At 63.2% G+C, this 25896-nt stretch carries 17 protein-coding genes and 4 pseudogenes; 11 read left to right on the top strand and 10 right to left on the bottom strand.

Going from position 1 to position 25896, the window contains the following annotated elements:
* The first annotated feature begins 1 nt into the window (after window position 1).
* Together ATB1_RS18865 and ATB1_RS24240 are read left to right on the top strand one after the other, a co-directional pair.
* Window positions 2-835 carry a hypothetical protein gene (locus tag ATB1_RS18865; RefSeq protein WP_226908654.1) on the top strand — a complete coding sequence of 278 codons (834 nt, stop codon included), beginning with the start codon at window positions 2-4 and terminating at the stop codon, window positions 833-835.
* Window positions 836-897: 62 nt separating this feature from the next.
* Window positions 898-2054, top strand: a pseudogene (locus ATB1_RS24240) (sialidase family protein).
* Window positions 2055-2598: 544 nt separating this feature from the next.
* Here the strand turns inward: ATB1_RS24240 and ATB1_RS18855 are convergent.
* The 6 genes from ATB1_RS18855 to ATB1_RS18830 all read right to left on the bottom strand — a co-directional run bounded on the left by ATB1_RS18855 (window position 2599) and on the right by ATB1_RS18830 (window position 8773).
* Window positions 2599-2808 (bottom strand): hypothetical protein, encoded by a 210-nt coding sequence (locus tag ATB1_RS18855; RefSeq protein WP_042666429.1) that lies wholly within the window; start codon window positions 2806-2808, stop codon window positions 2599-2601.
* Window positions 2805-3911: an ABC transporter ATP-binding protein gene (locus ATB1_RS18850; protein WP_042666427.1), complete on the bottom strand. Its 1107-nt coding sequence runs from the start codon at window positions 3909-3911 to the stop codon at window positions 2805-2807. Before ATB1_RS18850 ends, ATB1_RS18855 begins: the two co-directional genes overlap by 4 nt.
* Window positions 3908-4984 (bottom strand): ABC transporter ATP-binding protein, encoded by a 1077-nt coding sequence (locus ATB1_RS18845; protein WP_042666425.1) that lies wholly within the window; start codon window positions 4982-4984, stop codon window positions 3908-3910. The genes ATB1_RS18850 and ATB1_RS18845 overlap by 4 nt, the downstream gene beginning before the upstream one ends.
* Complete coding sequence (locus ATB1_RS18840; RefSeq protein WP_042666424.1) at window positions 4981-5985, bottom strand: ABC transporter permease; 1005 nt, start codon at window positions 5983-5985, stop codon at window positions 4981-4983. The genes ATB1_RS18845 and ATB1_RS18840 overlap by 4 nt, the downstream gene beginning before the upstream one ends.
* A gap of 1 nt (window position 5986) precedes the next feature.
* Window positions 5987-6946 (bottom strand): ABC transporter permease, encoded by a 960-nt coding sequence (locus ATB1_RS18835; RefSeq protein ID WP_042666462.1) that lies wholly within the window; start codon window positions 6944-6946, stop codon window positions 5987-5989.
* Between the two features lie 75 nt (window positions 6947-7021).
* Window positions 7022-8773 carry an ABC transporter substrate-binding protein gene (locus ATB1_RS18830; protein WP_042666423.1) on the bottom strand — a complete coding sequence of 584 codons (1752 nt, stop codon included), beginning with the start codon at window positions 8771-8773 and terminating at the stop codon, window positions 7022-7024.
* Between the two features lie 185 nt (window positions 8774-8958).
* On the opposite strand from ATB1_RS18830, the gene ATB1_RS18825 reads away from it, so the two are divergent.
* The 3 genes and pseudogenes from ATB1_RS18825 to ATB1_RS18815 all read left to right on the top strand — a co-directional run bounded on the left by ATB1_RS18825 (window position 8959) and on the right by ATB1_RS18815 (window position 13045).
* Window positions 8959-10221 carry an amidohydrolase gene (locus ATB1_RS18825; RefSeq protein ID WP_042666422.1) on the top strand — a complete coding sequence of 421 codons (1263 nt, stop codon included), beginning with the start codon at window positions 8959-8961 and terminating at the stop codon, window positions 10219-10221.
* Between the two features lie 129 nt (window positions 10222-10350).
* Window positions 10351-11608 (top strand): annotated as a pseudogene (locus ATB1_RS18820) (M20 family metallo-hydrolase).
* A gap of 618 nt (window positions 11609-12226) precedes the next feature.
* The gene (locus tag ATB1_RS18815) at window positions 12227-13045 is read left to right on the top strand and encodes an IclR family transcriptional regulator (RefSeq protein ID WP_042666421.1); all 819 of its coding nucleotides are present in this window, start codon (window positions 12227-12229) and stop codon (window positions 13043-13045) included.
* Between the two features lie 246 nt (window positions 13046-13291).
* On the opposite strand, the gene ATB1_RS23660 is transcribed toward ATB1_RS18815, so the two are convergent.
* From ATB1_RS23660 to ATB1_RS18805, 3 genes and pseudogenes are all read right to left on the bottom strand, one after another.
* Entirely contained in the window at window positions 13292-13987 is a 696-nt protein-coding gene (locus tag ATB1_RS23660) for a TrmB family transcriptional regulator sugar-binding domain-containing protein (RefSeq protein ID WP_241768368.1), read from the bottom strand.
* 230 nt (window positions 13988-14217) lie between these two features.
* Window positions 14218-14304 (bottom strand): annotated as a pseudogene (locus ATB1_RS23655) (hypothetical protein); the annotation flags it as partial.
* A 789-nt stretch (window positions 14305-15093) separates the two neighbouring features.
* Window positions 15094-17244 carry a glycoside hydrolase family 3 N-terminal domain-containing protein gene (locus ATB1_RS18805; protein ID WP_052368170.1) on the bottom strand — a complete coding sequence of 717 codons (2151 nt, stop codon included), beginning with the start codon at window positions 17242-17244 and terminating at the stop codon, window positions 15094-15096.
* A gap of 516 nt (window positions 17245-17760) precedes the next feature.
* Here ATB1_RS18805 and ATB1_RS18800 point away from each other — a divergent pair.
* The 6 genes and pseudogenes from ATB1_RS18800 (at window position 17761) to ATB1_RS18775 (ending at window position 23992) form a co-directional block, all read left to right on the top strand.
* On the top strand, window positions 17761-19359 hold the full coding sequence (locus ATB1_RS18800; protein WP_052368173.1) for an ABC transporter substrate-binding protein: 1599 nt from the start codon (window positions 17761-17763) through the stop codon (window positions 19357-19359).
* A gap of 21 nt (window positions 19360-19380) precedes the next feature.
* Entirely contained in the window at window positions 19381-20385 is a 1005-nt protein-coding gene (locus ATB1_RS18795) for an ABC transporter permease (protein WP_042666418.1), read from the top strand.
* Window positions 20372-21433 (top strand): ABC transporter permease, encoded by a 1062-nt coding sequence (locus ATB1_RS18790; protein WP_394324777.1) that lies wholly within the window; start codon window positions 20372-20374, stop codon window positions 21431-21433. The genes ATB1_RS18795 and ATB1_RS18790 overlap by 14 nt, the downstream gene beginning before the upstream one ends.
* 42 nt (window positions 21434-21475) lie before the next feature.
* The gene (locus tag ATB1_RS18785) at window positions 21476-22522 is read left to right on the top strand and encodes an ABC transporter ATP-binding protein (RefSeq protein ID WP_042666414.1); all 1047 of its coding nucleotides are present in this window, start codon (window positions 21476-21478) and stop codon (window positions 22520-22522) included.
* A pseudogene (locus tag ATB1_RS18780) lies at window positions 22519-23626 on the top strand (ABC transporter ATP-binding protein). Before ATB1_RS18785 ends, ATB1_RS18780 begins: the two are co-directional and overlap by 4 nt.
* 132 nt (window positions 23627-23758) lie before the next feature.
* Entirely contained in the window at window positions 23759-23992 is a 234-nt protein-coding gene (locus ATB1_RS18775; RefSeq protein WP_042666412.1) for a hypothetical protein, read from the top strand.
* A gap of 688 nt (window positions 23993-24680) precedes the next feature.
* Here the strand turns inward: ATB1_RS18775 and ATB1_RS18765 are convergent.
* Window positions 24681-25550, bottom strand: a complete 870-nt coding sequence (locus ATB1_RS18765) for a class 1 fructose-bisphosphatase (RefSeq protein WP_042666459.1) — start codon at window positions 25548-25550, stop codon at window positions 24681-24683.
* Window positions 25551-25896 lie beyond the last annotated feature (346 nt).

The raw sequence follows: 25896 nt of genomic DNA, 5'->3' as shown, positions 1-25896 counted from the left end.
GATGAACTGGCTGCGTCACCGCGATTCGACCGTGCTCGACCGAGTCAGGAACCCAGCGTACACGGGTGACAATCGGTGTCTCCCCTGTACCGGCGTGAACGCCGTCTTCGCCGTCGCCCTCGCCGGAGTCGTCGCGTGGGTGGGGTCGCCGCTCTTGGGTGCCGTCGCACTCGCGGCGTCGGCCGCGGCCATCGGCCTCCGGGGGTATCTGATACCGGGGACACCGACGCTGACACAGCGGTACCTCCCCTCGCGGGCGATGGCGTATTTCGAACACGGGCCGGAACAGACGGCCGTCGATTCGCACCCGGAATCAGTCGACGTGACAGACGGCGACCGCGACAACGTCCTCGTCGAAAACGGCGTGCTTGTGCCGTGCGACGGCGGGGCCGATTTCTGTCTGACGGACGCCGTTCGTCGTGCGTGGACGGACGCAATCGACGCCATCGATGCCGACGTAGACACCGCGCTCTCGGAGTCCGCGCTCGTCGATGCCGAGCCGTCAGAGTTCGTCGTTGACGAATCGGCCGGCGACTTCGCCGTCTCCGTCGACGGGGCGCACGCCGGTCGGTGGCCCTCGCGCGAAGCGTTCCTCGCCGACGCGGCCGGTGCGGTTGCGTTGGCTGACGAACTCCCGGGCTGGCACGGGCTGTCTTCGAGAACGCGCGGCATCGCCCTCGGCGAACTTCGACTGTTCCTCGACCGCTGTCCGACCTGCGGCGGCGAACCCGATTTTCAGCATCGAACCGAAGAGACGTGCTGTCGGACGCGAACCGTCACGACGATGCGATGTGCGGACTGCGACGCCTCGTTCGTCGAAGTCGTCGGCGCGTGACCCGTTTCGCTACCGTCTGCGGTATCTTTAATATCCCCGCCCCAACTCTGTGAAACAGACGCATGCTAGCCTCACCCAAGAGAGTCGAGAGTGCCGAACACACCGTCGTCTACCACGGTGACGACGAGTTCTCGGCGTGGCCTTTCAACGGCGGGATGTGGAAGACCGACGACGGCGTGGTCGTCGCGTTCATCAACCACGACTGCGACTACTCGGTGCCGGAAAACCTCCACGACGCCAAGGTCGTTCGCTACGGGAGCGTCGTCTCCCCGACCGAGAACAAACAGAACCAGCTGAGCCACGCGCGCATCGAGACCTACGGCGCTATCCGTGCGATGCGAACCACCGACGGCGGCGACACGTGGACGGACGACGGCGTCATCTCGGATAACGTCGAGACCTCCGAACAGGTGCTCTACAACGAGATTCCGGACGTCGAACCCCACGACTTCTCGAACCGGGATACCCTCATGGCCTGTTGGTCGTCGCCGCATTCGGCCGCCTCGGACGCGGTTCCCTGGGTGAAACTGTCCGACGACGGTGGTGACTCGTGGGGCGACGCGAAGCGCCTCCCGATGTTCGACTTCGAGCGAATACAGGGCCGTCCGTCGTACATCACGCGCGAAGACGGCACGCTCCTGTTGATGCTGACGGGAAAACGGCCACGGACCCCCACGACGTGCCGATCGTGTACGCGTCGTTCGATGGGGGACAGAACTGGTCGTTCCTGTCGCAGATCGACGGGAGCGAGAAGTACCGCATGCTGTGTCCCTCGCCGGTGCTGCTCGACGACGGGACGCTCGTCGCGGCCGTTCGGTGTAAAATCTCAGTCGACTGCGAGTGGACCGAGATCTACCGCTCGACCGACGACGGGCGCAACTGGTCGTTCGTCTCGCGCGTGAACGACCTCGGCGCACCGAGCAAACTCCTGGCGTACGACGGGTCGCTCGTGTGCATCTACGGCTACCGCCACCCGCCGTACGGCATCCGCGCCCGCGTGAGTCACGACGACGGTGCCACGTGGAGCCGAGAATGGATTCTCCGGGACGACGGCGCGAACTACGACCTCGGCTACCCGCGGGCGGCCGTGCTCGACGACGGGACCATCCTCGCCACGTACTATTTCAACAAACGGGACGACGACGTCGCCGTCGACGGGGGTCCACGACACATCGCGGCCACCAGATTCGACCCGACAGAACTTCTCGCCGAGCGATGACCTCCCTGCGAACGACCTCGTAACCGCGCTTTTGCCACTAGCCGTGGCACCGTCTCGTCAGATGAGTCGCCGTTTCGATGTATCCCGACTAGTGGCTCGCTCGTCGTCCGCGGCGCAGTCCGCGGGAACTGCTATCGTCCCCGAGTAGGCATGCGACGAAAACACAGAAGACGTGATTCTGACAACAATATATTGTTTTCAATACACAATATTGTCTCTGGGCGGACTCTCTATCTGATTCGGGACAACGTTAATATCGCATCCAAATAGGATTTTATTACAATTCTGAATCGGATATCAACACACATCGTGTACACGCCGATTATATCCGAAAATACACGCGATTGGGTCAATTCTGTTAGTTGATTCGAACCGATTCACCATCCGATTTTCACGGTATATTATTGCTCATTTAATACTATACTGTTCGATGCTATCGGGAGCTCGACTTCGCCATACACTACCTGTGACAGCTCGAAGTGAACGCTATCCACCCGGTCGCGCGCGACGCTCCCCGGCGGCTACCGAGGCGAGAGAGCCCCCGCTACGTGCGGTCGAACTCGTCGTCTATCACCGCCAGCGTCCCGCCGGAGTTGAAAAGCAGGCGGCTCACGACCACCCACGTCGGCACCGCGAGGACGACCAGCGCGACGGTGCTCGCCACGGGCGACAGCGGCGGCAACAGCCCGCGGTAGAACCACACGATGGCGAACGTCAGGACGATGCGGAGCATCGGTTTGACGGCGACGTTCATCTGTCGTCGTCACCTCGGCCGTCGGTGACGAGCGTCGGTTCGGCGTCGAAGTTCTCGATGCTGAACCGCTCGTCGACGCCCTGCGCGGCGCTCGGGACGCCCGCGCCGGTTTCGAACTCGTCGACGTGGATGCAGGCGGCCTTGTGGCCGCCGGTCGCGCCCGCCACGTCGTCGAGCGTCGGGTCGACCGACGTGCACTCTTCTGTCGCCTCGGGGCACCGCGGGTTGAACGAACAGCCCGACGGCGGGTCGAGCGGCGAGGGGACCTCGCCTTCGAGCACCTGTCGCTGCCGCGCAAGTTCGGGCACCGGCTGCGGAATCGCCCCCAACAGCGCCCGCGTGTAGGGGTGTTGGGGGTTCGAGAACAGCTCGTCGGCGTCCGCGAGCTCGACGATTTCGCCGAGGTACATCACGGCCACGCGGTCGCAGACGTGACGAATCACGCTGAGGTCGTGGGCGATGAACAGAAGCGTCAGGTCGAACTCCTCCTGCAGGTCGTCGAGCAGGTTGAGAATCTGTGCCTGAATCGATACGTCGAGCGCGGAGACGGGTTCGTCGGCGACGATGAAATCCGGGTCGACAGCGAGCGCGCGGGCGATGCCGACGCGCTGGCGCTGGCCGCCGGAGAACTCGTGGGGGTAGCGGTTGGAGTACTGCGGCGGCAGGCCGACCGTCTCCATGAGTTCGTCCACGCGGGCGTCGCGTTCGCCCTCGTAGAGCCCGTGAATCTCCATCGGCTGTTTGATTATCTGTCCGACGGTCTTCCGGCGGTTGAGACTCGACGCGGGGTCCTGGAAGACGATTTGGATGCGCTTTCGCATCTCCGTCATCTCCCGGTCCGACAGCGCCGTCAGGTCCGTGCCGTCGTAGCTGACCGTCCCCTCCGTGGGCTCGTCCAGTCGGAGGACCGACCGCGCCGTCGTCGACTTGCCGGAGCCCGACTCGCCGACGAGGCCGAGCGTCTCGCCGCGCTCGATGTCGAAGCTGACGCCGTTGACGGCCTTCACCGTCTCGTCGGCCCCGAGCAGGCGGTCGATGAAGCCGTCGTTCTGGGTGAAGTGCTTGTGGAGCCCCGAGACGGACAACAGCGGCTCGTCGCTCATTGCGACTCACCTCCGTCGGTCGCGGGGGCCGTGGGGCGTCCGCCGTCCGCCTCCGCGCGCTCCGTCTCGATGGCCGACGGCGAGAGGTCGTAGCCGCGGGCGTGGAGACACGCCGCCTCCCGGCCGGGTTCGACCGCCCGCAGTTCGGGGTCGTACGACTCGCACTCGGCGGTCGCGTGGGGGCACCGCGGATGGAACGAACAGCCCGACGGCAGGTCGGTGAGGTTCGGCACGTCGCCCTCGACGGGCGTCAGCCGGTCGGTGTCGTCGGTGAGCCGCGGAATCGACCGCATGAGGCCGCGGGTGTAGGGGTGCCGCGGGTTCTCGAAGAGGGCGTCCACGCCGGCGCGCTCGACGACGCGACCGCCGTAGGCGACGGCGACGCGGTCGCAGGTCCCGGCGACGACGCCGAGGTCGTGCGTGATGAGGATGATGCTCATCCCGTACTTCTCCTGCAGTCTGTCGAGGACGTTGAATATCTGCGTCTCGATGGTCACGTCGAGCGCCGTCGTCGGCTCGTCGGCGATGAGCACGTCCGGTTCGCAGGAGATGGCCATCGCCAGCAGCGCGCGCTGACGCATCCCGCCGGAGAACTGGTGGGGGTAGTTGTCCACGCGCGAGGTCGGTTCGGGGATGCCCACGTCGGCCATGAGTTCGATGGTCCGCTCGCGGGCCGCCGCGTCCGACACGTCCTGATGGGTCTTGATGACCCGGCTGATCTGGTCGCCGACGGTGAACACGGGGTTGAGGCTCGTCATCGGGTCCTGAAACATCATCGCGATGTCGTTGCCCCGAATCGACCGCATCTCGGCCTCGCTTTTTTCGAGCAGGTCGTCGCCGCGGTAGCGGACGCTCCCCCCCTCGATGCGACCGGGGGAGTCGACGAGTTGGAGCATCGACAGCGCGGTCACGGACTTGCCGGAGCCGGACTCGCCGACGATACCGAGCGTCTCGCCCTCGTAGAGGTCGAACGACGAGCCGTCGACGGCCTTGACGGTTCCCTCGTCGGTGTAGAACCGCGTGACGAGGTCGCGGATTTCGAGCACGGGCTGTTCGTCCGGTTCGGCGCTCATCGCTCGCCTCCGTCGTTGCGGGGGTCGAGCGCGTCGCGCAGGCCGTCGCCGAGCAGGTTGAACCCGAGGATGGTGACGACGATGACGAGGCCGGGGAACACCGAGTACCACCACTCGCCGCTGTAGAGGTAGCCGCGGGCGTTCGACAGCATCAGCCCGAGGCTCGCGTTCGGCGGCTGGATGCCGAGTCCGAGGAACGACAGCGCGGCGCTGGCGAGGACGGCCGTCCCCATGTACAGCGTTCCCTGGACCACGACGGTCGGCAGGGTGTTGACGGCGATGTCCTTCACGAGGATGTGTCGGTCGCTCGCGCCGAGGGACTTCGCGGCGTCGATGTAGTCCTCTTCCATCTCCTTGAGGACCGACCCGCGCATGACGCGCGCGAAACTCGGGATGTAGACGACGCCGATGACGGCGATGACTTTCACGATGTTCGGGAGCGTGAACGAGCCGTACTCCGTGCTTCCGACCCCGAGCACGCCGAGCACCGCGATGGCGAGGATGAGACTCGGGAAGGAAAACAGGATGTCCATGAAGCGCATGATGACCTCGTCGACCCAGGTGTTGCGGTAGTAGCCGGCGATTGCGCCGGCGGTCACGCCGAGCGCCATCGCGAAGCCGACGACGCCGAGCGAGACGGTCATCAGCGTCCGCAACCCGTAGATGATGCGCGAGAGGATGTCCCGACCGTGGTGGTCGGTACCGAGGTAGGCCGTCGTCGTGCCGACGACCTCGCCGGCGTCGTTCTCGACGATCATCTCGGTGCCCATCGGCATCGGGTTGTGTTCGCCGTCCGGTGCCTCGAACTGCGTCGTCGGGTCGTGGGGGGCGAGAAACGGCGCGAACAGCGCGGTCAGGAGCATCGTGAGGATAATCGCGGTCCCCACGAGCGAGAGGGTGTTCTTGCGGAACTCCTTCCAGAACATCTCGAACTGACTGTGGTGCGTACCGGGGGCTTGCGCGGCCGGCACCGCCTCGTCCGTGTGGTCTGTCGTTGCCATGTTAGTTTCCATCGTGTCTGATGCGGGGGTCGAGGTAGGCGTACAGCACGTCCACCGCGAGGTTCGCGAAGACGAACACGCTCGCGATGAACAGGATGAGCGCCTGGATGATGCGGTAGTCGCGGCGGTCGATGGCCAGTATCAGAAGCTTGCCGATACCGGGGAGGTTGAACACCGTCTCGGTCAGAATCGCGCCGTTCATCAGTTGGCCGAGTCCGACACCGATGACGGTCACGACGGGGATGAGCGCGTTCTTCGAGGCGTCCTTGAGGACGATTTCGCGCGCGCCGATGCCCATCGCGCGGGCGGTCTTGACGTAGTCCTGACTGAGCGTGTCCAGCATCTCCGAGCGCATCATCCGGGCGATGAGCGCGGAGTAGGCCGTCCCGAGCGTGATGACCGGGAGGAACAACTGCTGGAGGTTCGCCACCGGGTCGACCCACGGCGGCGTCCAGCCGCCGGTCGCCCACGGGAACGAAAACTGCACCGCGAAGATCATGATGAGGATGATTCCCAGCCAGAAATCGGGAATCGAAATCCCCGACAGCGCGGCGATGCGCGCGGCGTGGTCCGCGGGCTTGTCCTTGCGGACGGCGCTGATGATGCCCGCCGGGATGGCGATGAGAATCGCCGTGATCATGCTGAGAATCGACAGCTCGACCGTCAGCGGGATGCGCTCGACGATGATGTCAGTCACGGGCGTCCCCTGCTGGACCGTCCACGACACGCCGAAGTCGCCTTGGATGGCGTCGAGCATCCACAGACCGTACTGGACGTACAGCGGGCGGTTGAGCCCCATCTCCAGTCGAATCTGCCTGACGAGTTCCTCGCTGCTGAGCGGGCCGAGCATCACCCGCACCGGACCGCCCGGCGCGAGGTGGACGAGCGCGAAGACGACGACGCTCACCCCGAGGAGGACGGGAACGCTCAACAGCAGGCGCTTGAGGACGAACCGGAACATGCTCACGGCTGAGTCACCTCCCGGGTCGCCGTTGGAACTCGACGTGGCTGGCGCGAACGCGTGTGCATCTGTTCGTCACTCACCCTTCGAGACGAAGCGGTAGTTGTCTTGGAACGTGCCCACGTCGTAGTCGTTGACGGCGTTGCGCCACGCCTCGAGTTTGTTGACGTAGGCGATGTCGATCTGGATGCCGTGTTCGACGAGGTACTCCTCCAGTTCCCAGACGATTTCCTTCTGTACTTGCTCGTCCGTCGACGCCTGCGCCTCGCGGAGCTTCGAGACGTACCACTCGTGGCCGTTCGAGAAGTCGCCCTCGGCGTCTTCGGGCGCGGCGGGGCCGCTCGGCGCGTAGATGTCTTCGAGGTCCTCGGACGGGTGGTGCCAGTTGTTGTGGTTGTGGTTGTTGTCGGCGTAGCCGGCGTCGAGCCACGACGTGGCGACCGGAATCGACTGCGCCCAGTCCTCCATCGCGGCGTGCCACGAATCGGTGCTGTACACCTGATTGAGGAGCGTGGACTTGTCGACGGCGGTGACGCTGGCCTCGATGCCGATTTTCGACAGCTGGTTCTGGATGACGACGGCCTCGTCTTTGAACCACGACCCCTTCGTGGCGATGATGTCCATCTCGAAGCCGTCGGGGTTGCCCGCGAGTTCGAGTTCTTTCTTGGCCTTCTCGGGGTCGTACATCTGCATCTCCTTGAGCTTCGGCGAGGTCCAGTCGCTTTCAGGGTACCACGGTCCCTTCTGGACCGCACCCTGCCCGTAGAACACCTCGTCGAGAATCTCCTCGCGGTCGATGCCGAACAGCACCGCGCGGCGGTTGTGCCGGTTGCTCATCGGGTTGCCCTCGGACTCCATCAGGTTCACGTACAGCACCTGCGTGAAGTTGCCGGGGACGGACTCGGTCGTGATGTCCGGCTGGCCGCTGAGGCTCTCGAAGTCCTTCGGGGGGACCTTGTCGGTCAGGTCGAGTTGGCCCGAACGGAGGTTCGCGAGGCGCGTGGAGTCCTCGCCGATGAAGTCGAACCTGAACTCGTCGACGGCGGGCGCGCCGTCCTTCCAGTAGTCCTCGTTCTTTTCGAGGAGGACGTGACTGCCGCTTTTCCACTCGACGAATTTGAACGCGCCGGTGCCCGCGCCGGAGGGGTCCTGCGTGAGGTCGGTCGCGAGGCCGCTCGGACCTTTGCCCTCCGCGGTGTCGCCGCGGGAGCCCTCGGGGACGATGCCTTCGAGCCCGCGCGTGAGCCACCAGTTGAGCGTCCCGAACGGCTGGGAGAGGTTGAGCCGGAGCGTCCGGTCGCCGACGATTTCGGTGTCCTCGACGAACGGGAGGCGACTCTTGACCGGCGAGTTGTTGTCGGGGTTGAGAATCCAGTCGACGGAGTACTTGAAGTCCTCGACGGTCACCTCGTCGCCGTTGTGGAACGTGATACCCTCGCGGAGCGTGTACTCGAACGCGGTCCCGCCGTCGACGGGGTCGGGAACCTCGGTCACGAGTCCGGGCTGGAGTTCGGAGTCGGGCGTCAGCTCGATGACCTCGTCGTAGACGAGGCCGCCGATGGTGCTGGTCGCGGTGTCCGTCCAGAGCGCGGGGTCGAAGTTCCACGGCTCCGCGGCGAGCGCGACGTTGACGCGGACGGTCTCTCCCGAGTCGCCCGACGAACTGCTCTCGGTGCTTCCACCGCTCGTTTCGGTCCCGTCGGAGCCACCGGAGCCACCGGAGTCACCGCCGGTGCAGCCCGCGAACGCCGTCGCGCCGACCGCACTCGCGGCCGCGATAAATTGCCGTCTGTCCATGTTTATCTCGGTAATGTTGTCGTCTGCCATTGTTTTCTGGAGCTACGTACACACCCTTGTAGCGGTACGCGTGATACCTTAGCTCATGAAACACCGTTATTTATAGCTTTGCCAAACTCTCACAATCTTGGCACTATCTCTCACTATGGTCCGGTCGAGTTCGTTGTGCTACCGCTTCCCAAACAGTTTAACGGGGTGGTTGCAATGTCGGGGGCATGGCGTACGCCAGCACGCTCTCCCTGCGAGAGTTACGACAGGACCTTCACGCCCATCCGGAGTCCGGGTGGAAGGAGTTCCGCACGACCGCACTCATCGCCGCCGCGCTCGACGAGCGCGAGTTCACGCTCCACCTCGGTTCCGACGCCGTCGCCGAAGACGAGCGCCTCGGAGTCCCCGACGACGACGCGGTCGCGGCCGCAGTCGAACGAGCACGCGAAGAAGGCGCACCCGAGGCCTACCTCGACCGGATGGACGGCGTCACGGGTCTCGTCGCCGAGAAGCGGTTCGGCGACGGGCCGACCGTCGGCGTCCGCGTCGACATGGACGCCCTCGAACGCACCGAGTCGAGCGACGAGGCACACCGCCCCGCGAAGGTCGGCTTCGCGAGCACGCACCCCAACGAGATGCACGCTTGCGGCCACGACGGCCACACCGCCATCGGCCTCGGCATCGCCCGCGACATCGACGACGACGGCGGGTTCGACGGCACGCTCCGGCTGTTCTTCCAGCCCGCGGAAGAGGGCGGGCGCGGCGGCAAGCCGATGAGCGAGACCGACCTGCTTTCCGACATCGACTACTTCCTCGCGCTCCACCTCGGCCTCGGCAACCCCACGGGGACCGTCATCGCCGCCTACGAGAACCCGCTTTCGAACGCGAAGCTCGACGTGACCTTCGAGGGCGCGCCGAGCCACGCGGGCAACGCGCCCAACGAGGGGCGCAACGCGCTGCACGCGGCGACCGCCGCGGTCCAGAACCTCTACGGGATTCCGCGCCACGCCGACGGCGCGACCCGCATCAACGTCGGGAAGTTCGAGTCGCCCAACCCCCAGAACATCATCGCCGAGGAGGCGCGCCTCCGCGTCGAGGTCCGCGGCGGGACCGCCGAGTTGAACGAGTACATGCTCGAAAAAGCCCGGCGCGTGCTCGACCACGCCGCGGGCATGCACGACGTGTCCGTCGAGACGGGGCTGTACGGGAAGACGGCGACGTTCACGGCCGACGACGAGATGATAGAGGCCGTCCTCGCGTCGGCGGCCGACCTCGACGACGTGACCGAGACGGTCCCGCGACTCGACATCGGCGGCAGCGAGGACGCCTCCTACCTCATCCGGCGCGTACAGGAACACGGCGGGAAGGCGACCTACGTCGGCATCGGTGCGAGCAACGAGTTCGGCCACCACACCTCGCGGTTCGACATCGACGAAGACGCCCTCGACATCGGCGTCGACGTAGTGTGTCAGACGATTCGAACACTCTGAAGCGGCGGTCAGACTCGGCTGTTCGACCCCGACCAGCCGCGCGTCTCGCCCGTCGTCGCCGCGCTCGTCCCGTAGAATCTGCCACGAACACGCACAATTATTACACATCGTTTGCGAGTTGAGCCGCACATGCAGGCCTCCCAGCACCGACTCCGCGAGGACATCGAAGCGAACGCCCGCTTCGGCGACATCGACGCGCCGGCGGGGCGCGGCCGCACCGTTCTGACGGGGAGCGACGCCGACCGCCGCGCCCGCGAGTACCTCGTCGAGCGACTGCGCGACGCCGGCCTCTCGGTCCGCATCGACGCCGTGGGTAACGTCGCCGGGCGGTGGGTTCCCGACGGAGCCGACCCCGACGCGGCCCCCGTCGCCGCCGGCAGTCACCTCGATTCGGTCCCCGAGGGCGGCATCTTCGACGGCCCGCTCGGCGTCTACGCGGCGCTCGAAGCGGTCCGGACGCTCCAAGAACGAGACGCCGACGTGAGCGCTCGACCGCCCAATCGACGTGGTCTCGTTCACCGAAGAGGAGGGCGCGCGCTTCTCGCACGGCCTGCTCGGGTCGTCGGTGGCGACGGGGGCGCGAGACGCCGACGACGCGCTCGCGTTCCGAGACGCCGAGGGCACGACCCTCGAAGCCCACCTCGACGCCATCGGCTTCCGCGGGACTGACACCATCGACGCCGCGGCGTGGGACGCGTGGGCCGAACTCCACATCGAACAGGGAACAGTGCTGGAGTCCGCGGGCGCGGCGGTCGGCGTCGTCGACGCTATCACCGGCATCACGACCTGCGCGGCCGACATCGTCGGCGAGGCCGACCACGCGGGCGCGACGCCGATGGACGAGCGCCGCGATGCGCTGGTCGCCGCCAGCGAGTTCGTCGTCGATTTCCGGGCCGCGGCCGACGATGTGGCGCAGAGCCAGAGCCAGACTGCCGTGGGGACCGTCGGCCAGTTCGACGTGGCCCCGAACGCGCGTAACATCGTCCCCGGAGAGGTCACGCTGCAGATGGACATCCGCGACGTGAACTACCGGGCGATGAACGCTATCGCCGAACGGGCCGACGCCGCGCTCGCGCGCCTCGAAACCACCCACCCGGTCGAGACGACGTTCGACCGCTACCGCGACCAGCGCCCCAGTCAGATGGCCGACGACTGCATCGGCGCCGCCCACGACGCCGCCGCGGCCGAGGATATCGACGCGAAACGCATGCATTCCGCGGCGATGCACGATACTGCAAATGTTGCCGAGGTAACCGATGCCGTACTCCTGTTCGCTCCGTCCGCGGACGGCCTCTCGCACAACCCACGCGAATGGACCGACTGGGCGGACTGTGCGACCGCAGCGTCGGTTCTCGCGGGGACGCTCGCACGCCTCGCCGGCGCGTGAGTTGCGGCCGACGGCCTGCCTCGTTGTGAACTAGGGACCCGTTTTCAGACAGTTCACGGCCAGATTCGCGTCTCTGTCGCGATTCCGTCGCGGCCGCGGTGTCTGTCTCGATATGTGGCACGCGGCCCCGAACTGGACCGTCTCTCGGGCAGACGTTCGTATTCCGGCGGTCTGGAGGCGCTCGAACGCGAACCACAGTTTTTCCGTACCGCTTCAGTCGAACCCTCTCCTCGTGAATCATCGAGTGTACCCTGCGAAACCTGCAGCCATTCGCTCTGCTCCGCGGTGTTGTCATCAAATACAACGGTTCTCCGAGTCGTGTGTGGTTCGACCGCGAATAGCGTCACCGAGCGGCCGAGTATCCGCGGAGAAGTCGATTCCACGCATCTGACAAGTGGGGTCGAGGGCGGCGGCCGTCACTTCCGGTGTGTCTCGAGGGAGACGCACATTCGCGCTCGCGCTGGGCGAGGGTGGCGGGCGGCTCCGGTTTCGAGTTGGGGTTGACAATTATCGACCGAAGCCGCCTTCGAGCGGCGGTCTCAACACCGATTGTCCCCATCACGTTTCGATTGCAAGATATTCGGAACAGCTATGACACCCGATAGACGTTCTCGTAGCATGCCCGAGAACCCCAACACCGATGCGCCGTCCCGCACGCTGAGCACGGTGGACACGGCGGTCAGCGTCGTCCGGGCGCTCGAGGAGTTGAACGGGGCGCGCGTCGCCGAGTTAGTCGACTACCTGGGCCTCTCGAAGTCCACGGTGTACAACCACCTCGCGACCCTGCGGAAGAACAACCTCGTCGCCAAGGAAGACGACAGCTACCATCTCAGCCTCCAGTTCCTCCTCCTGGGCGAGTACGTGCGCAACCAGCAGATACTCTACCAGGTCGGCAAGGAGGAAGTCGAGGCGCTTGCGGAGAAGACCGGCGAGTACGCCCACCTCTCGACCGAACAGCACGGTCTGCGCATCAGCCTGCTCAAGGTGCGCGGCGAGCGCGCGGTCGGCAGCCAGTACCAGCGCTCGAAGATTCAGCGACCGGACAACCTCCACGCGTCGTCGACCGGGAAGGCCATCCTCGCGTTCCTCCCGCGCAGTCGGGTGGAGGAAATCGTCGACCAACACGGCCTGCCGGCGAAGACCGAGGCGACGATTACCGACCGCGACGCGCTGTTCGACGAGCTCGACGCCATCCGCGAGCGGGGGTACGCCTGCAACGACGAGGAGGAAATCGAGGGCCTCCGCGCGGTCGGCGCGCCGATCCGCGACCGCAACGGCACCGTCCTCGGCGCGCTGAGCGTCTCCGGACCGACGAGTCGCATCAAGGGCGAGCAGTTCCGCGACACCATCCCCGAGATGGTCACGAGCACGGCCAACATCATCGAGGTGAACATGAACATGGCCGCGCGGAGTTCGAACGCCGGGCGCTTCGACTGAGCCGCCCACCCTCGACTGCCATGACATAGATATGCCCGTAATCTTTTGCGGCATCTCACTCGATTTCGGGTACGGTGTTCGGTCGAGAGGATCGGCGTTCTGACCGCCGTTTCGACTGTCTCACCGGGACTCGTCCTCGAGCCGTCATGGAAACACGATCAGGTGTGTGAATACCGTCGGTGTTGTGAGTCGGAGAACCGTCCCGCAGCCGTCGGCGGCCGTTCGAAGCGGGCGAGAACTGACCGGTCAGTCTCGTCTCTCGTGGGTGAACGGGGTCTCTCCGATGTCGATACGCTCCAAGGTGATCGTCCGTATCTCCATGTCTTCGAAGACGGCACCCCATCCGCCAACGACGGCCGTTTCATCGCCCGTGTCGAGTGTGAGGTTCTTGTACGCTCCCAGGTCAGACAGTGCCAGTCGTGACGGCGGTCGCTCGTCTCCGTAGAACGAGATGTCGGCGACGCTCCCTTCGACAGTCGTCTCTCCTCCATCCGGAAGATCGACGCCTTCGACGGTGGCCCCGAGTTCGAACCCGCTTTCCCAAAGCGGGACGATATCTCGAATGAACTCTTCGATGGTCACGTAGGTGAACTGGTCTTCGGCGTCGAGGTAGACGGTCGGGTAGAGGTTCCACAGACAGGTGAGGAAGAACCAGTGAAAGACAAACGGCAGGATACGGTCGTAGACGAGGACGCCGTAGTCTTCGTCGGAGCGCGTGTTCGGTCCGAAACACGTCCGGTTTCGGTCGATGACGACGAGGAACGGTCCCGGAATGGTGCACACACGAAGTTCCGAGAGCACCCCACTCGGGTCGAACGCTGCTGGCGGTTCATCGCCCTGGTCGATGTAGACGGACGCACGAACGACGACACCTCGGTCGCGGGCCGCTTGGAGCGCTGGGGAGAGCGACTGGAGTTGTTCGAACGACCCGGCAACCTCCACGACGGTTTCTGCGTCGTCGATGAGCTCCTGTGCGTTCTCGACGCTGTCTCGACACGCTTGGTGACGCCGACTCGCGCGTCCATCCGCTCGGGGGTCCGGTATCGCTCGCGGACCGCTTCGGCAGCCTCGTTGAGGAGTTCGCCCCTAGTTTCGAGGTCTGCCATCGCCGCCTCCGGGTCACACGGTTGCACGTAGAGTTTCTCTCGTTCGATCGTTTCGACGTACCCCTTCGATTCGAGGCTCCGGAGAACGTCGTACACTTGCGAGACGGGGACGGCGCTCTCACGGCCCACTTCGATAGCAGGCGAGACGCCCATCTCGAGGAGTGTGAGATAGGCGTCGGCTTGGTACGACGTGAGGTCCGCGTACTCGAGTGCTTTCGTCAGCGTTTCGCGGTCCATACTCGCACTCACACCATCATTCACCATGAATACTTCGCTGATGCCCGACCCTTTTTCGAGGAGCCGGTTGCGTTCGACCAGTACCAACATTACGGGCTTAATTTTGTAATGGTAATGTGCCCTCCAGCCCAGAGACACTCTAGAATATGACAGCTAAGCCGACGGCACGACTTCACGTCCCGACCGAGGAGCGAACCGACTCACCCGCCACGGACAAATACGCCGTTAGAAGCCGTCAAGCAGGCGTTTGTGATGTCAGTGAACTTATTTTTCATCACCCTATACAGAAAATTTGCTTGTGTATGATGTCTTATAGTTCGAATCAATCTGAAACAGAGAATCAAGAATATAGGTTCTAAAGCCAGATTTAAGACGATAAGAACTCTCACAGACATCATTGTACTCTGAGTTATTTTCTCAAACACTATTCTATATGACATGATGAGTAGCTTATGTATGTTTCATGTGGTCGAATGTCACGAAGTGGGACCTCCGGAAAACACCGAATGAGAGTCCAGAGGCGTCCATGAGGGCGTTCACAAACCTCGGGGCGACGGCTCGACAGGAGACAGTTCCGCGTCTGTTCTCGACGCATCGTCGAGCGGGAGGAACCGTTTGGCTGAGCTCTCGACGAAGAACTGCCAGGAAGGATATCGCCGCAAAAAACTCGCTCGGAACGGGGTCTTCAGTCCGCGACGGGGTCGGTCAGTCGGATTTCGGTTCGACGGTGATCGTGACGTCTTGCTCGCCGACACGAAGGGTGTACTCACCCGGAATCGCCGACACTCTCCCAGTTTCGTCGACGCGCCCAATCGATGCCGCATCAATGGGAATCGACACCGTCTCTGTAGCGCCGGGGTCGAGCGAGACACGCTCGAACCCGCAGAGTTCCCGGACCGGGGTTATGCGCGTTCCAGCCTGGTCGGTGACGTACACCTGTACGACGGTCGAACCGTGTCGATCCCCGACGTTCTCCACGGGAAGTTCGACTGTCGTGGTCCCGTGGGGAGACATCCGTTCGTCCGTCACGGTCATCGAGCCGAACTCGAACGCAGTGTAACTCAGCCCGTGACCGAATTCGAAGAGTGGGTCGTACGACGGAAGATGCTCGTCGGGACCGATCGGTGTCGGGTGCGGGAAGTGATTGAACCGGGTTGGAAGGTGACTCGCGGACCGGGGGACCGAAATCGGTAATCGCCCGCCGGGATCGCACGCCCCGAAGAGCGTCTCCGCGACGGCTTGGCCACCCATCGTCCCCGGGTAGTACGCCAGCAACAGCGACGGGAGATGCTCCGCCATCCACTCCACGGCCAGCGGTCGACCGGTGACGAGGACGCCGACGACAGGCGTCCCCGTCTCGTACAACGCCGTCACGAGGTCGCGCTGCGCATCGGGGAGTTCGAGCGTGGTCCGGTTCGGAAACTCGTCGGGAGCGGTCCCGCTCTCCGCGGTCGGCCCGAACTCGTGGATATACCAGTTTTCTCCGACGGCGACCACTGCGACGTCCGCATCCTTCGCCGCTTCGACTGCGGCGTCGATATCGACCGCTTCGGTTATCGTCGTCCCCTGCTCGTAGGTCACCGTCCCATCACACACGGATTCGATTCCGTCTTTGATTGAGATGACATCGGTGCCCGCCTCGTCGGGGACACTCCAACCACCGAGTTGGTGAATGGGGTTGTCCGCGTTCGGCCCAGCGACGAGGACGTCCGCAGCGGGGTCCAACGGGAGCGTGTCGTCGTTCTGCAGGAGCGTCATCGACTTCCGCGCGGTCGCTAACGCGTCGGCCCGGTGCGCATCGGCACCGACGACATCTCGCGCTTCGTTCGCATCGACGAACGCGTCTTCGAAGAGCCCGAGCCGGAATTTGAGGTCGAGGACGCGCCTGACGCTCTCGTCGAGAACGTGTTCTGCAACCGCCCCCGATTCGACGAGCGAGACGAGGTGGTCCGCGTGCGCGACCGCATCGACTGATGCGACATCGAGTCCAGCGTTGCGAGTCATTCGGACCGACTCACGGTGGTCGCTCGCGACGTGGTGGTCTTCGTGGAGCATTCGGACCCCGTTCCAATCCGAGACGACGGTGCCATCGAACCCGAGTTTCCCTCGGAGAAGGTCTGTGAGATAGTCGCGCGAGGCGTGTGCGGGTTTCCCATCGATTGCGTTGTAGCAGGGCATAACGGACGCGACTCCCTCGTCAATCGCGTCGACGAACGACGGTAAGAAGACGTTTCGAAGGAGGTACGAGGACACTTCGACGGGGGCAGTATCTTCCCCTCGTGCGGGCTCGCTATAGGCCGGGAAGTGTTTCGCGGTTGCCGCCACGGCGGTTGGGTCGCCGAGACCGTCGCCCTGGTATCCGCGTACCATCGCACCCGCCATCCGTCCGCACAAAAATGGACTCTCGCCGAACGTCTCGAAGGTGCGACCCCACCGCGGCTCTCGGGCAACGTCACACGTGGGCGAATAGTTCTGCTGTGCCCCCGACTTTCGGACTTCGGTTGCAGTGACCGCTGCTGCGCTCTCGACGCCGTCTTCATCCCACGTTGCCGCCATCCCGAGTCCGTTCGGGAACGCTGTCCCTTCGGCGACGTACGCGTGACCGTGGACAGCATCCACGTTGAACAACAGCGGGATGCCGAGTCGAGTCTTCGACAGCGCGACTTCTTGCAGGTGGTTGACCGTCTCGACCACGTCGTCGATTCGAGAGTCGAGCGCCCCGGCCCATCCGAACGACGCAACAGCGCCGACTCCGGATTCGACGATTTCGTCTTCGACCGTTTCGACCGATTTGAACTCGTCGAGCTCTCCCGCCCACGTGCCGACGAGTTGCCCGGCTTTCTCTTCGACCGTCATTCGGTCGAGAAGGTCCGCGACGCGCTTGTCGGTCGGTAGAGTCTCATCTCTGTAGGGGGGATGCTTGCTTTCTGACTGCATACAGCGAAGAGAAGACCACTACTACTTATACATTTGCCAACGCGTGGCTATCGTCGCGCAGACGGTCGTGTTTCGCGACGAGCGCGAAACCGTGTCGTGCCCTCCGACGCCGACGTGTTCGGGTGGCGCTCTCGGGAGCGTTACAACAACGAACTACCGCATCTAACCAAATATTTATTAATAATGGCTATGGTTTGTTATCAGTACGCCATGTCAGACAGTACTGACCGCTTTAGCGACTTGATCAGCCGGCGCACTTTCGTCGAACTAACCGGGACAACCGGAATCGCAGCCCTTGCGGGGTGTAGCGGTACTTCCACTGGAGGGGGAACGACTGACGACGGTGGGTCGAACGGGGACACGACCGGGTCCAACGGGGACGAGACTGGCGGTGACGATTCCGAGTCGAGTGGGACGACTGTCCTCGACAAGAAGATGGTCGGTGCCACGAACAACGGCGTCCCGACGAACCTACACCTAAACCCGGAGGCGACACAGAACTACGACGAACGAGCGGGGAACTTCGTCTTCGAACGGCTCGCGGCCTACAACTTTGCGACCGGTGAGTTCGAGCTAGCCGCGCTCGATTCGTGGTCGATCGACGGGCAGACGGTGACGCTCACGCTCCGCGACGACCTGTTGTGGGATACTGGCGAAGACGTGACTGCACGTGACGTCCTGACACAGTTCCGCCTGATGAAGAAGATGAACGCGTCGCTTTGGGACTTCACCGAGAGCGTCGAACAGGGCGAAGACGACAAGACCGTCGTTCTCAACCTCAAGCGACCATCCAACCCGGAGGTCATCAAACACACGCTCGCCAACGGGTCACTCCGACTGTTCGCGCACCATCCGACCTTCGAACGCTTCCTCGACAAAGAAGCCGAGGAACTCCAGCAGTTCAAATATGAAGGAGACGTGGTTGCGAGCGGTCCCTTCTCGGTCGCGTCGAAGTCGAAGCAGTCGTGGGAACTCACGAGGAACCCCGAATACTACGGCGCTGACAACATCAACTTCGCGGGCATCTCGCTTCTCTCGCGGGCAGACAACACCGCACTCCAACAGGGCCTGATGGGCCGCGAACTCGATTTCGTCACGAGCCTCTTCGCGCCGCCGAAGATCGTCGGCAACTTCCCCGACTCCGTCGAAGAAGTCACCATCTCTGCGAAATGGGGGTACGGTGTCCTGTTCAATCACGACGACCCCGACTTCGGGAAGCGAAACGTCCGGCAGGCGGTCGCTCACGTCATCAACCGCCAGCAGGTCGTTGATAACGCAGGGCCGCGAACGAAAGCGCCCGCACCGAAGGTTACGGGTATCGCCCCGGACGACCAGGAATCGTGGCTCGGTGATGCGTACGACTCCTTCGAGGGGTACGGCATGGCGGCGTCGCAGACGGACAAAGCCGCTGCGCTCCTCCGCGAGGCCGGCTACTCGAAGGAAGACGGCACGTGGACGCACAGCAGCGGTCGAACCCTCGGTGGGACGTACTACACCCCCGCTGGCTGGACGGACTGGACCACGGCGACGAACACTGTCGTCGACCAGTTGAACGCGTTCGGCTTCGACTTCGAAATCAGCCAGAAGCCGACGGGAGATCTCTACGGCGGCTACATCGAGTCCAACTTCAAGATCGGCGCGTTCTACTGGATGCCCGGTGGTGCACGGTCGGCGTTCCCATACTTCCCGCTCCGCTGGCAGCTCACTAACCCGGACATCGACGGCGGCCACAACTTCCCGGAGGGCGAACAGACTGTCCCCGGGATGGATGGCGGCGAGATGACTATCGACCCACTCTCGGTGGCACAGGAGATTTCGACCACGCAAGACCGAGCCACGACGGAGGAACTCATCAAGCGTGTCGCCTGGCACCACAACCAGAACCTTCCAATACTGGGGCTGGTTGCGAAGCTCGAACAGTCGTGGCTCACCAACGACGAGTGGGACATCCCGGCGGAAGGGAGCGACGACCGAGCGATCAAGTGGCCAAGCGAGTGGCTCCCGCGCCAAGGACACCTCATGGCCGAGCAATAATCGGAGTGGAGCAACGTAACCATGAGTAACTACTACGTCCGTCGGACGGCCAGGGTGTTCGCGACTATCTTCGCGGTCGCGACGCTCACGTTCGGGCTGATTCGCCTCCTCCCAGGCGGCCCCTTCACGCAGTTGCGCGCGCAACTGCTTCGGCAGGGTGTTCCGGCATCGGAGGTCGACGCCCGGATTTCGAATCTCCAGAACATCAACCCCAACGCGCCGCTCTGGCGGCAGTACCTGGATTACATGGGTGCCGTCGCGCAGGGGAACTTCGGCGAGTCAATCTCGCTGGGCGAACCGGTGGCACAGGTCATCGCCGAAGCGGTGCCGTGGACGGTGTTCGTCGTCCTGGTGTCGACGATTCTCATGTTCGCCGTCGGTATCTTCCTTGGGTCGTTACAGGCCTACTGGGAAGGTTCGCGGTTCGACAAGGCGTTCAGTGGCGTCTCGATTGGCCTCATGTCCGTCCCCTTCTACGTCGTTGCCGTCATCTCACTGTACGTCTTCGCGTACCAGTGGGGATGGTTGCCGACAGCGGGAACAGTTGGGACCAACGTCGAGAAAGAACTGAGCGTCCCGTTCTTGCTCAGCGCACTCGAACACAGTCTCTTGCCCATCTTCTCGTACACGCTGGGCGGGATTGGCGGGCAGGCGTTGGCCATGCGCGGGAACAGTATCCAGGTGCTCGGTAACGACTACGTCCGGGTCGCGAGGCTCCGCGGACTCGCCGACCGCCGTATCGCGACTCGGTACGTCGCGAGAAACGCCATCCTTCCGATGTACACCGGGTTCTTGCTGCTCCTCGGATTCCGCTTGTCGGGAACCGTCATTCTGGAGCAGATATTCTCGTACACCGGCCTCGGCTACTACATGTTCGCCGCGCTGAAGGCGAACGACTACCCGCTCATGATGGCGACGTTCCTCGTCATCACCGTCGCGCTCATCGTCGGCGTCTACATCGCCGACCTGACCTACAGCAAGATCGACCCGCGAATCAGTGCCGGAGGTTCTGATGAAGCGTACTGAGAGAGCGGAGTCCAGCGCAGCGGAGTCCAGCGCAGTGGTTACGGACGGTGCCGGGGTCGACTGGCGAGGGTCGGCCTCGTCGTCGGTGACGGTGACGCGCGAGGAGCGACTTCGAGAGTTCTACGAGGAAACGATCTTGAAACCGATGCTCGTCGCGTGGTCGGACAGCAGAACCCGACTCGGACTGCTCATCATCGGGTTCTACGTGTCATTGGCGCTCGTGGCCGTCTTCGGTCTCTGGCGAGAGCCCTCGACGAGTCAGGCCCCGCGGTACCTGACGCTGTTCGAGAACATGCAGTACCCGCTCGGGACGACTGCGTCGGGGACGGACCTCGCCGCACTCATCATCTACTCGACTCCAGACATCTTGCTGATGGTCACCTCAGGAGGACTCTGGGCGACCGGTATCGCTGTCCTCGTCGGGACCGTCGCTGGGTACAAGGGCGGTTCGGTGGGACGCGCGTTGATGTCGGTGTCGGACTTCGTCATGGCCATCCCCGGGCTCCCGCTGGTGATGATTCTCGCGATTACGTTCAATCCCAAGAACCCGATCCTGCTCGGAATCGTCATCAACATCAACTACTGGGCTGGCCTCGGCCGGTCGATCCACTCACAGGTGCTGACGATTCGAGAGAACAACTACGTCGAAGCCTCCCGGACGATGGGCGTGAGCACGCCGCGAATCATCCTGAAGGACGTGATTCCGAACATCATGCCGTACGTGACGGTCAACTTCGTGTTCGCCGCCCGGTACGTCGTGTTCGCATCGATCGGACTGTTCTTCCTCGGCGTGTTGCCGTACTCCGACCAGAACTGGGGCGTCACCCTGAACTTCGCGTACAATGGTGGTGCCCTGTTCTCTTGGAGTGCCGCACACTGGCTTCTCGTCCCGATGGCCGCGATTATCGGCCTCTCGGTCGGCCTCATCCTCCTCGGTCAGGGGATGGACCGCGTGTTCAACCCGCGCGTTCGCACTCGGCTGACGGGGGAGTCTGAGTCGACTGCTTCGGCCGACGAGAAAGACACCGGCATGACGGAGGTTCTGTAGATGACTGCCAAACAACGTGAAACGACGACCCCTACGACAGCTATGACGACAGACGACCCAATCATCGAGATCAACAACGCGGCCGTCACGTACGACGGCGGCGAGACGTTCGTGTTGGACCACGTGAGCATGTCTATCGAACGCGGCGAGATTCTCGGCATCGTGGGCGAGAGCGGAAGCGGCAAGTCGATGTTCGCCGACTCGATGCTGGATGCCATCCCCGACCCCGGACGACTGTCCGGTGAGATACTCTACCACCGCGACGATGGGACCACAGTCGACGTACTCGAACTCTCCGACGACGAACTTCGAGAGTTTCGGTGGGAGGAGGTGTCGATGGTCTTCCAGGGCGCGATGAGTTCGTTCAACCCGACGATGAAGATCGGCGGACACTTCAGAGAGACGCTGAAGGCCCACGACGCCGACGTTACGTCGGGAATGGAGTTCGCCCGCGAACTCCTCTCAGACCTGTACCTCGACGCGGACCGTGTGCTGACGTCGTACCCACACGAACTCTCCGGCGGGATGCAACAGCGGGCACTCATCGCCCTGTCGCTCATCCTCGAACCCGAAGTCCTCGTGATGGACGAACCGACCGCCGCACTCGACCTCCTGATGCAGCGTTCCATCCTGACGCTCCTCGAGGACCTACAGGAGAAGTACGACCTGACGATGGTGTTCATCACCCACGACCTGCCGCTGGTCGCCGAACTCGCCGACCGGATGGCCGTCATGTACGCCTTCCAACTCATCGAGGTCGGCGACCGTGAGCAACTCATCGCGAATAGTGGGCACCCATACACGCGAGCGTTGCTCAATGCGACGCCGGACATCGAAGCACCGCTCGAAGAGATGCGACCAATCGAAGGCCAGAGTCCAGCACCCATCAACGTTCCACAGGGGTGTTCGTTCGCACCGCGATGTCCACTTGCCACCGAAGAGTGCCGAGTTGAAGACCCGGCTTCCGCGCAACTCGACGACGGCCATGCTGTTGCCTGTCACTACGCGGAAGATGCGCGAGACGAGATTGCGCTGCACTTCGACCGTTCCGAGGAGTCCGTTCCGGTCTCGGGAGGTGGAGAGTCGTGAGCCGTGCCGGCGAATCGTCGACTGAGTTCGACCAACGCGACGAGCCACTCATCTCACTCGAAAACGTCGAAGTCCACTTCGAAAAAGACCAAGGGCTGTTCGACCTCTTCGAGGACCCGGACGTGGTCAAAGCAGTCGATGGCGTCTCGCTCGACATCGAGGAGAACGACGTCCTCGCACTCGTTGGGGAAAGCGGGTGTGGAAAGACCACACTCGGGAAGACGACCATCGGACTCCAGCGACCGACGGGCGGGACGGTGACGTACAAAGGACAGGACATCTGGGCCGCGAAAGACGGCAGCGGAGAGATACCGTTCGACGAGATTCGGTCGTCGCTCCAGATCATCCATCAGGACCCCGGGAGTTCGCTCAACCCAAACCGGCGGATTCTGAACATCCTCGCAGAGCCGATCAAGCTCACTCACCCAGAGGTCGGGACCAACGAACGCCGCGAGCGGATTCACGCGCTCCTCGAACGCGTCGGGATGAACCCCGCAGCGGACTTCGCGGACCGGTACCCACACCAGCTCAGCGGCGGGGAGAAACAGCGCGTGGCGCTCTGTCGCGCCCTCTTGATGAACCCCGACGTCATCCTCGCAGACGAGGCGATAAGCGCACTCGACGTCTCCTTACGGGTCGAAATGATGGACCTCATGCTCGACCTGCAGTCGGAGTTCGACACCTCGTTCGTGTTCGTCTCACACGACCTCTCGAACGCACGGTACTTCGCAGAACACGGGGACGGTCGAATCGGGGTGATGTATCTCGGAAATCTGGTCGAAGTCGGGCCGGCAGACCAACTCATCGGCGACCCCAGTCACCCGTACACGAACGTCCTCCGCTGGGCGACGCCGAACTTGTCCCGACAGTCGGGCGAGGCTGGTGAGCCGCCGATGCGGAACGATAGATATTCCAGACCCGGTCAACCCACCGAGCGGGTGCCGGTTCCACACGCGCTGTCCCGAAGCCCGTGAGGCGTGTCGGGAGGAGTTCCCACAACTCCAACAGTCCGGCGAGGCCGCTGGCCATCGCGTCGCCTGCTTCAGAGACGACCCGAACCACACCTATTGGGATAGTGACCCGCTGACGGAGGAGGGTGACTGATGTGAATGAGTGGTTGTCGCTTCCGCGTCCCCCGTTGGCCACCGGTGCGAACCCGTCCTCCCATCTCGACCGGAATCCGATCGATATCGGTCGAATCGAGAGCTTGATAATCAGTGCTGGACATGACACTGTATGGCACGATTAGAGACAGTTGTCGACGTTATCTGCGACCAGCGTGACCGGTTCCCGCTGTTCGTCGCAATCGGCATCGTGATGGGGCTCCTCCTCGGGTTTTCGCTGTTGTATCTCGAACCGGGAACTGCCGCGTACGCGATCGCGCTCGTCGACATTGGCCTTGTCGCGGTTACGGTGGTCGGATTCGGCGGCGGCTTTTGGCTCTGTACGAAGCGGTCCGTAGGGGAATGATGGAGTACTGGCGACAGCGCCGAACACTCGGTGGGGAACAGCCAGTCCCACGAGAAGCGTAGCAACTACGCGACGCCCAACCGCTGCTAGGCAATAATGTAAGAAAGCCATCCACATAGAAATAACATCAGAATATTTATATTTTTACCACTGTTCTGGCAACAGGCATGACTCGCCTGAGATAGCAGCGATGTGGGTGATAAACTCGTCAACTATGCTCGGATTTGACGACTTAATATTGGTTATATCTTGCAAGTATACTGAGCCAGTTACTTCTTGATGCCAATCTGACTGGACACCGAAAAACCGTTCTGGGTACGCTACCCGCTCCAGACAGTATCGTATTATCACCAGAATGGCGTCTTTCTCGGCGTCGACCACCAGTATCGGTCTCGATCCCGAGTTCGTACCCCCTCGAGTGAAAGCCACACAACCACCCCAATATTCAACTGTTTGAACAATATTATAAATCTCAGACTGCCTCGGCGGTTGGTTGTCGAGACCGGTCGATGACGTGTATTATAGAGAGAGAGTCCCACAAACAAAATCTGAATTTAATATCAATATATTTGACATTCTGTCCATGTTCGGAACGGGCGTATCACTCAGACGACAACGAACGAGTTGCTCGGTTCAGTGGGCTATCCTCGTATCGGAACGCGACTCCATCACCGACTGAGTTGGACCGTCAGTGCAGTCGCGCTTCCAGCGACTCGACGAGCGGGTCGTTGCCAATGTAGACTGGGACGCGGTCGTGGATGCCGTCGGGCGTGCCCGAAAGGAGCGACTTCTCGCCGTCCGACGACCGCCCGCCGGCGCACTCGATGATGTAGCCGATGGGAAAGCCCTCGAACTGCTGTCGGAGTTTCCCGCTCGGCGCGTCAGTCTGGGCGGGGTACGCGAAGATGCCGCCGTAGTGGAGAATCTGGTTCACGTCGCCGATCATCGACCCGCCGTAGCGGAGCTTCATCCCCTCGGTGCGTTCGGTCTCGCGGGCGAACGCCTCGAAGTCGTCGAACCAGTGGTTGGCCCGGCCGCCGAAGCTGAAGATGGCGGGGTCGTCGGGGAGCGTCAGTTCCTCGCGGAGCGGGCGCTTGATGCCCGATTCGAGGATGTACTCGCTGACGACGCCGTCGCGGGCGGCCACGAGCGTCGTCACCGGGCCGTAGAGGATGTAGCCAGCGGCGAGCAGATTCTCGCCGCCCGTGGGGAGCGGTTCGTCGTAGATGCTGTAGAGCGTCCCCATCACGTTGTTCGGCTTCAGGTTCGTCGACCCGTCGAGCGGGTCGAGCGCGACGGACACGCCCTCGCCGATGTCGATGACCTCGGCGCGCTCCTCGCTGGCGTACTCGCCGACGCCGTCGAGGGGGCGAAGCCGCTTCAACAGCAGTTCGTCGGCGTAGGTGTCGGCTTCCAACTGGCGCTCGCCGCTCGGGTTCGTGCCCTCCTCGTAGACGCGCCGGCCGGGCAGCCCCGCCCGAATCGACGGCGCGGCCGCACAGAGCGTCTCGACGACGGCGTCGACCACGTCGTCCTCCCGACTCGATTCGTCTGTCATGCGTTCGATACACTGCGGGGTCGCGGATGCGTCGAAGCGGTTCGACGGGACGCCGACGGGCGGCGCGTGGACGGGCGTCGGGGTGGTCGTCATTACCTACAGATTCCGTGGACGGAGTATAGTTCTGTCCCCGCGTGTAAGCGTTGCACCGCGACGACGACGGAGTACGTGGCGGGTTTTCGACTCGGGCGCTGTTGATGTCCTCCGCTGGTGGAGGTTGTGGGACTCGTGCTGAATACAGGTGCGAGTCGGGTATCGGTTCAGCACTCGATATTGACAGCTCAAATCGCTACGGGCAGTTTTTCTACTCAGCGGTTATGTCTCGGGGCTTGGCAGAACTAAACTA

The organism is Haloferax sp. ATB1 (genome assembly GCF_000730175.1).
Note: the sequence above shows the minus strand (reverse complement) of the source record. Positions and strands in the feature narration are given on the sequence as shown.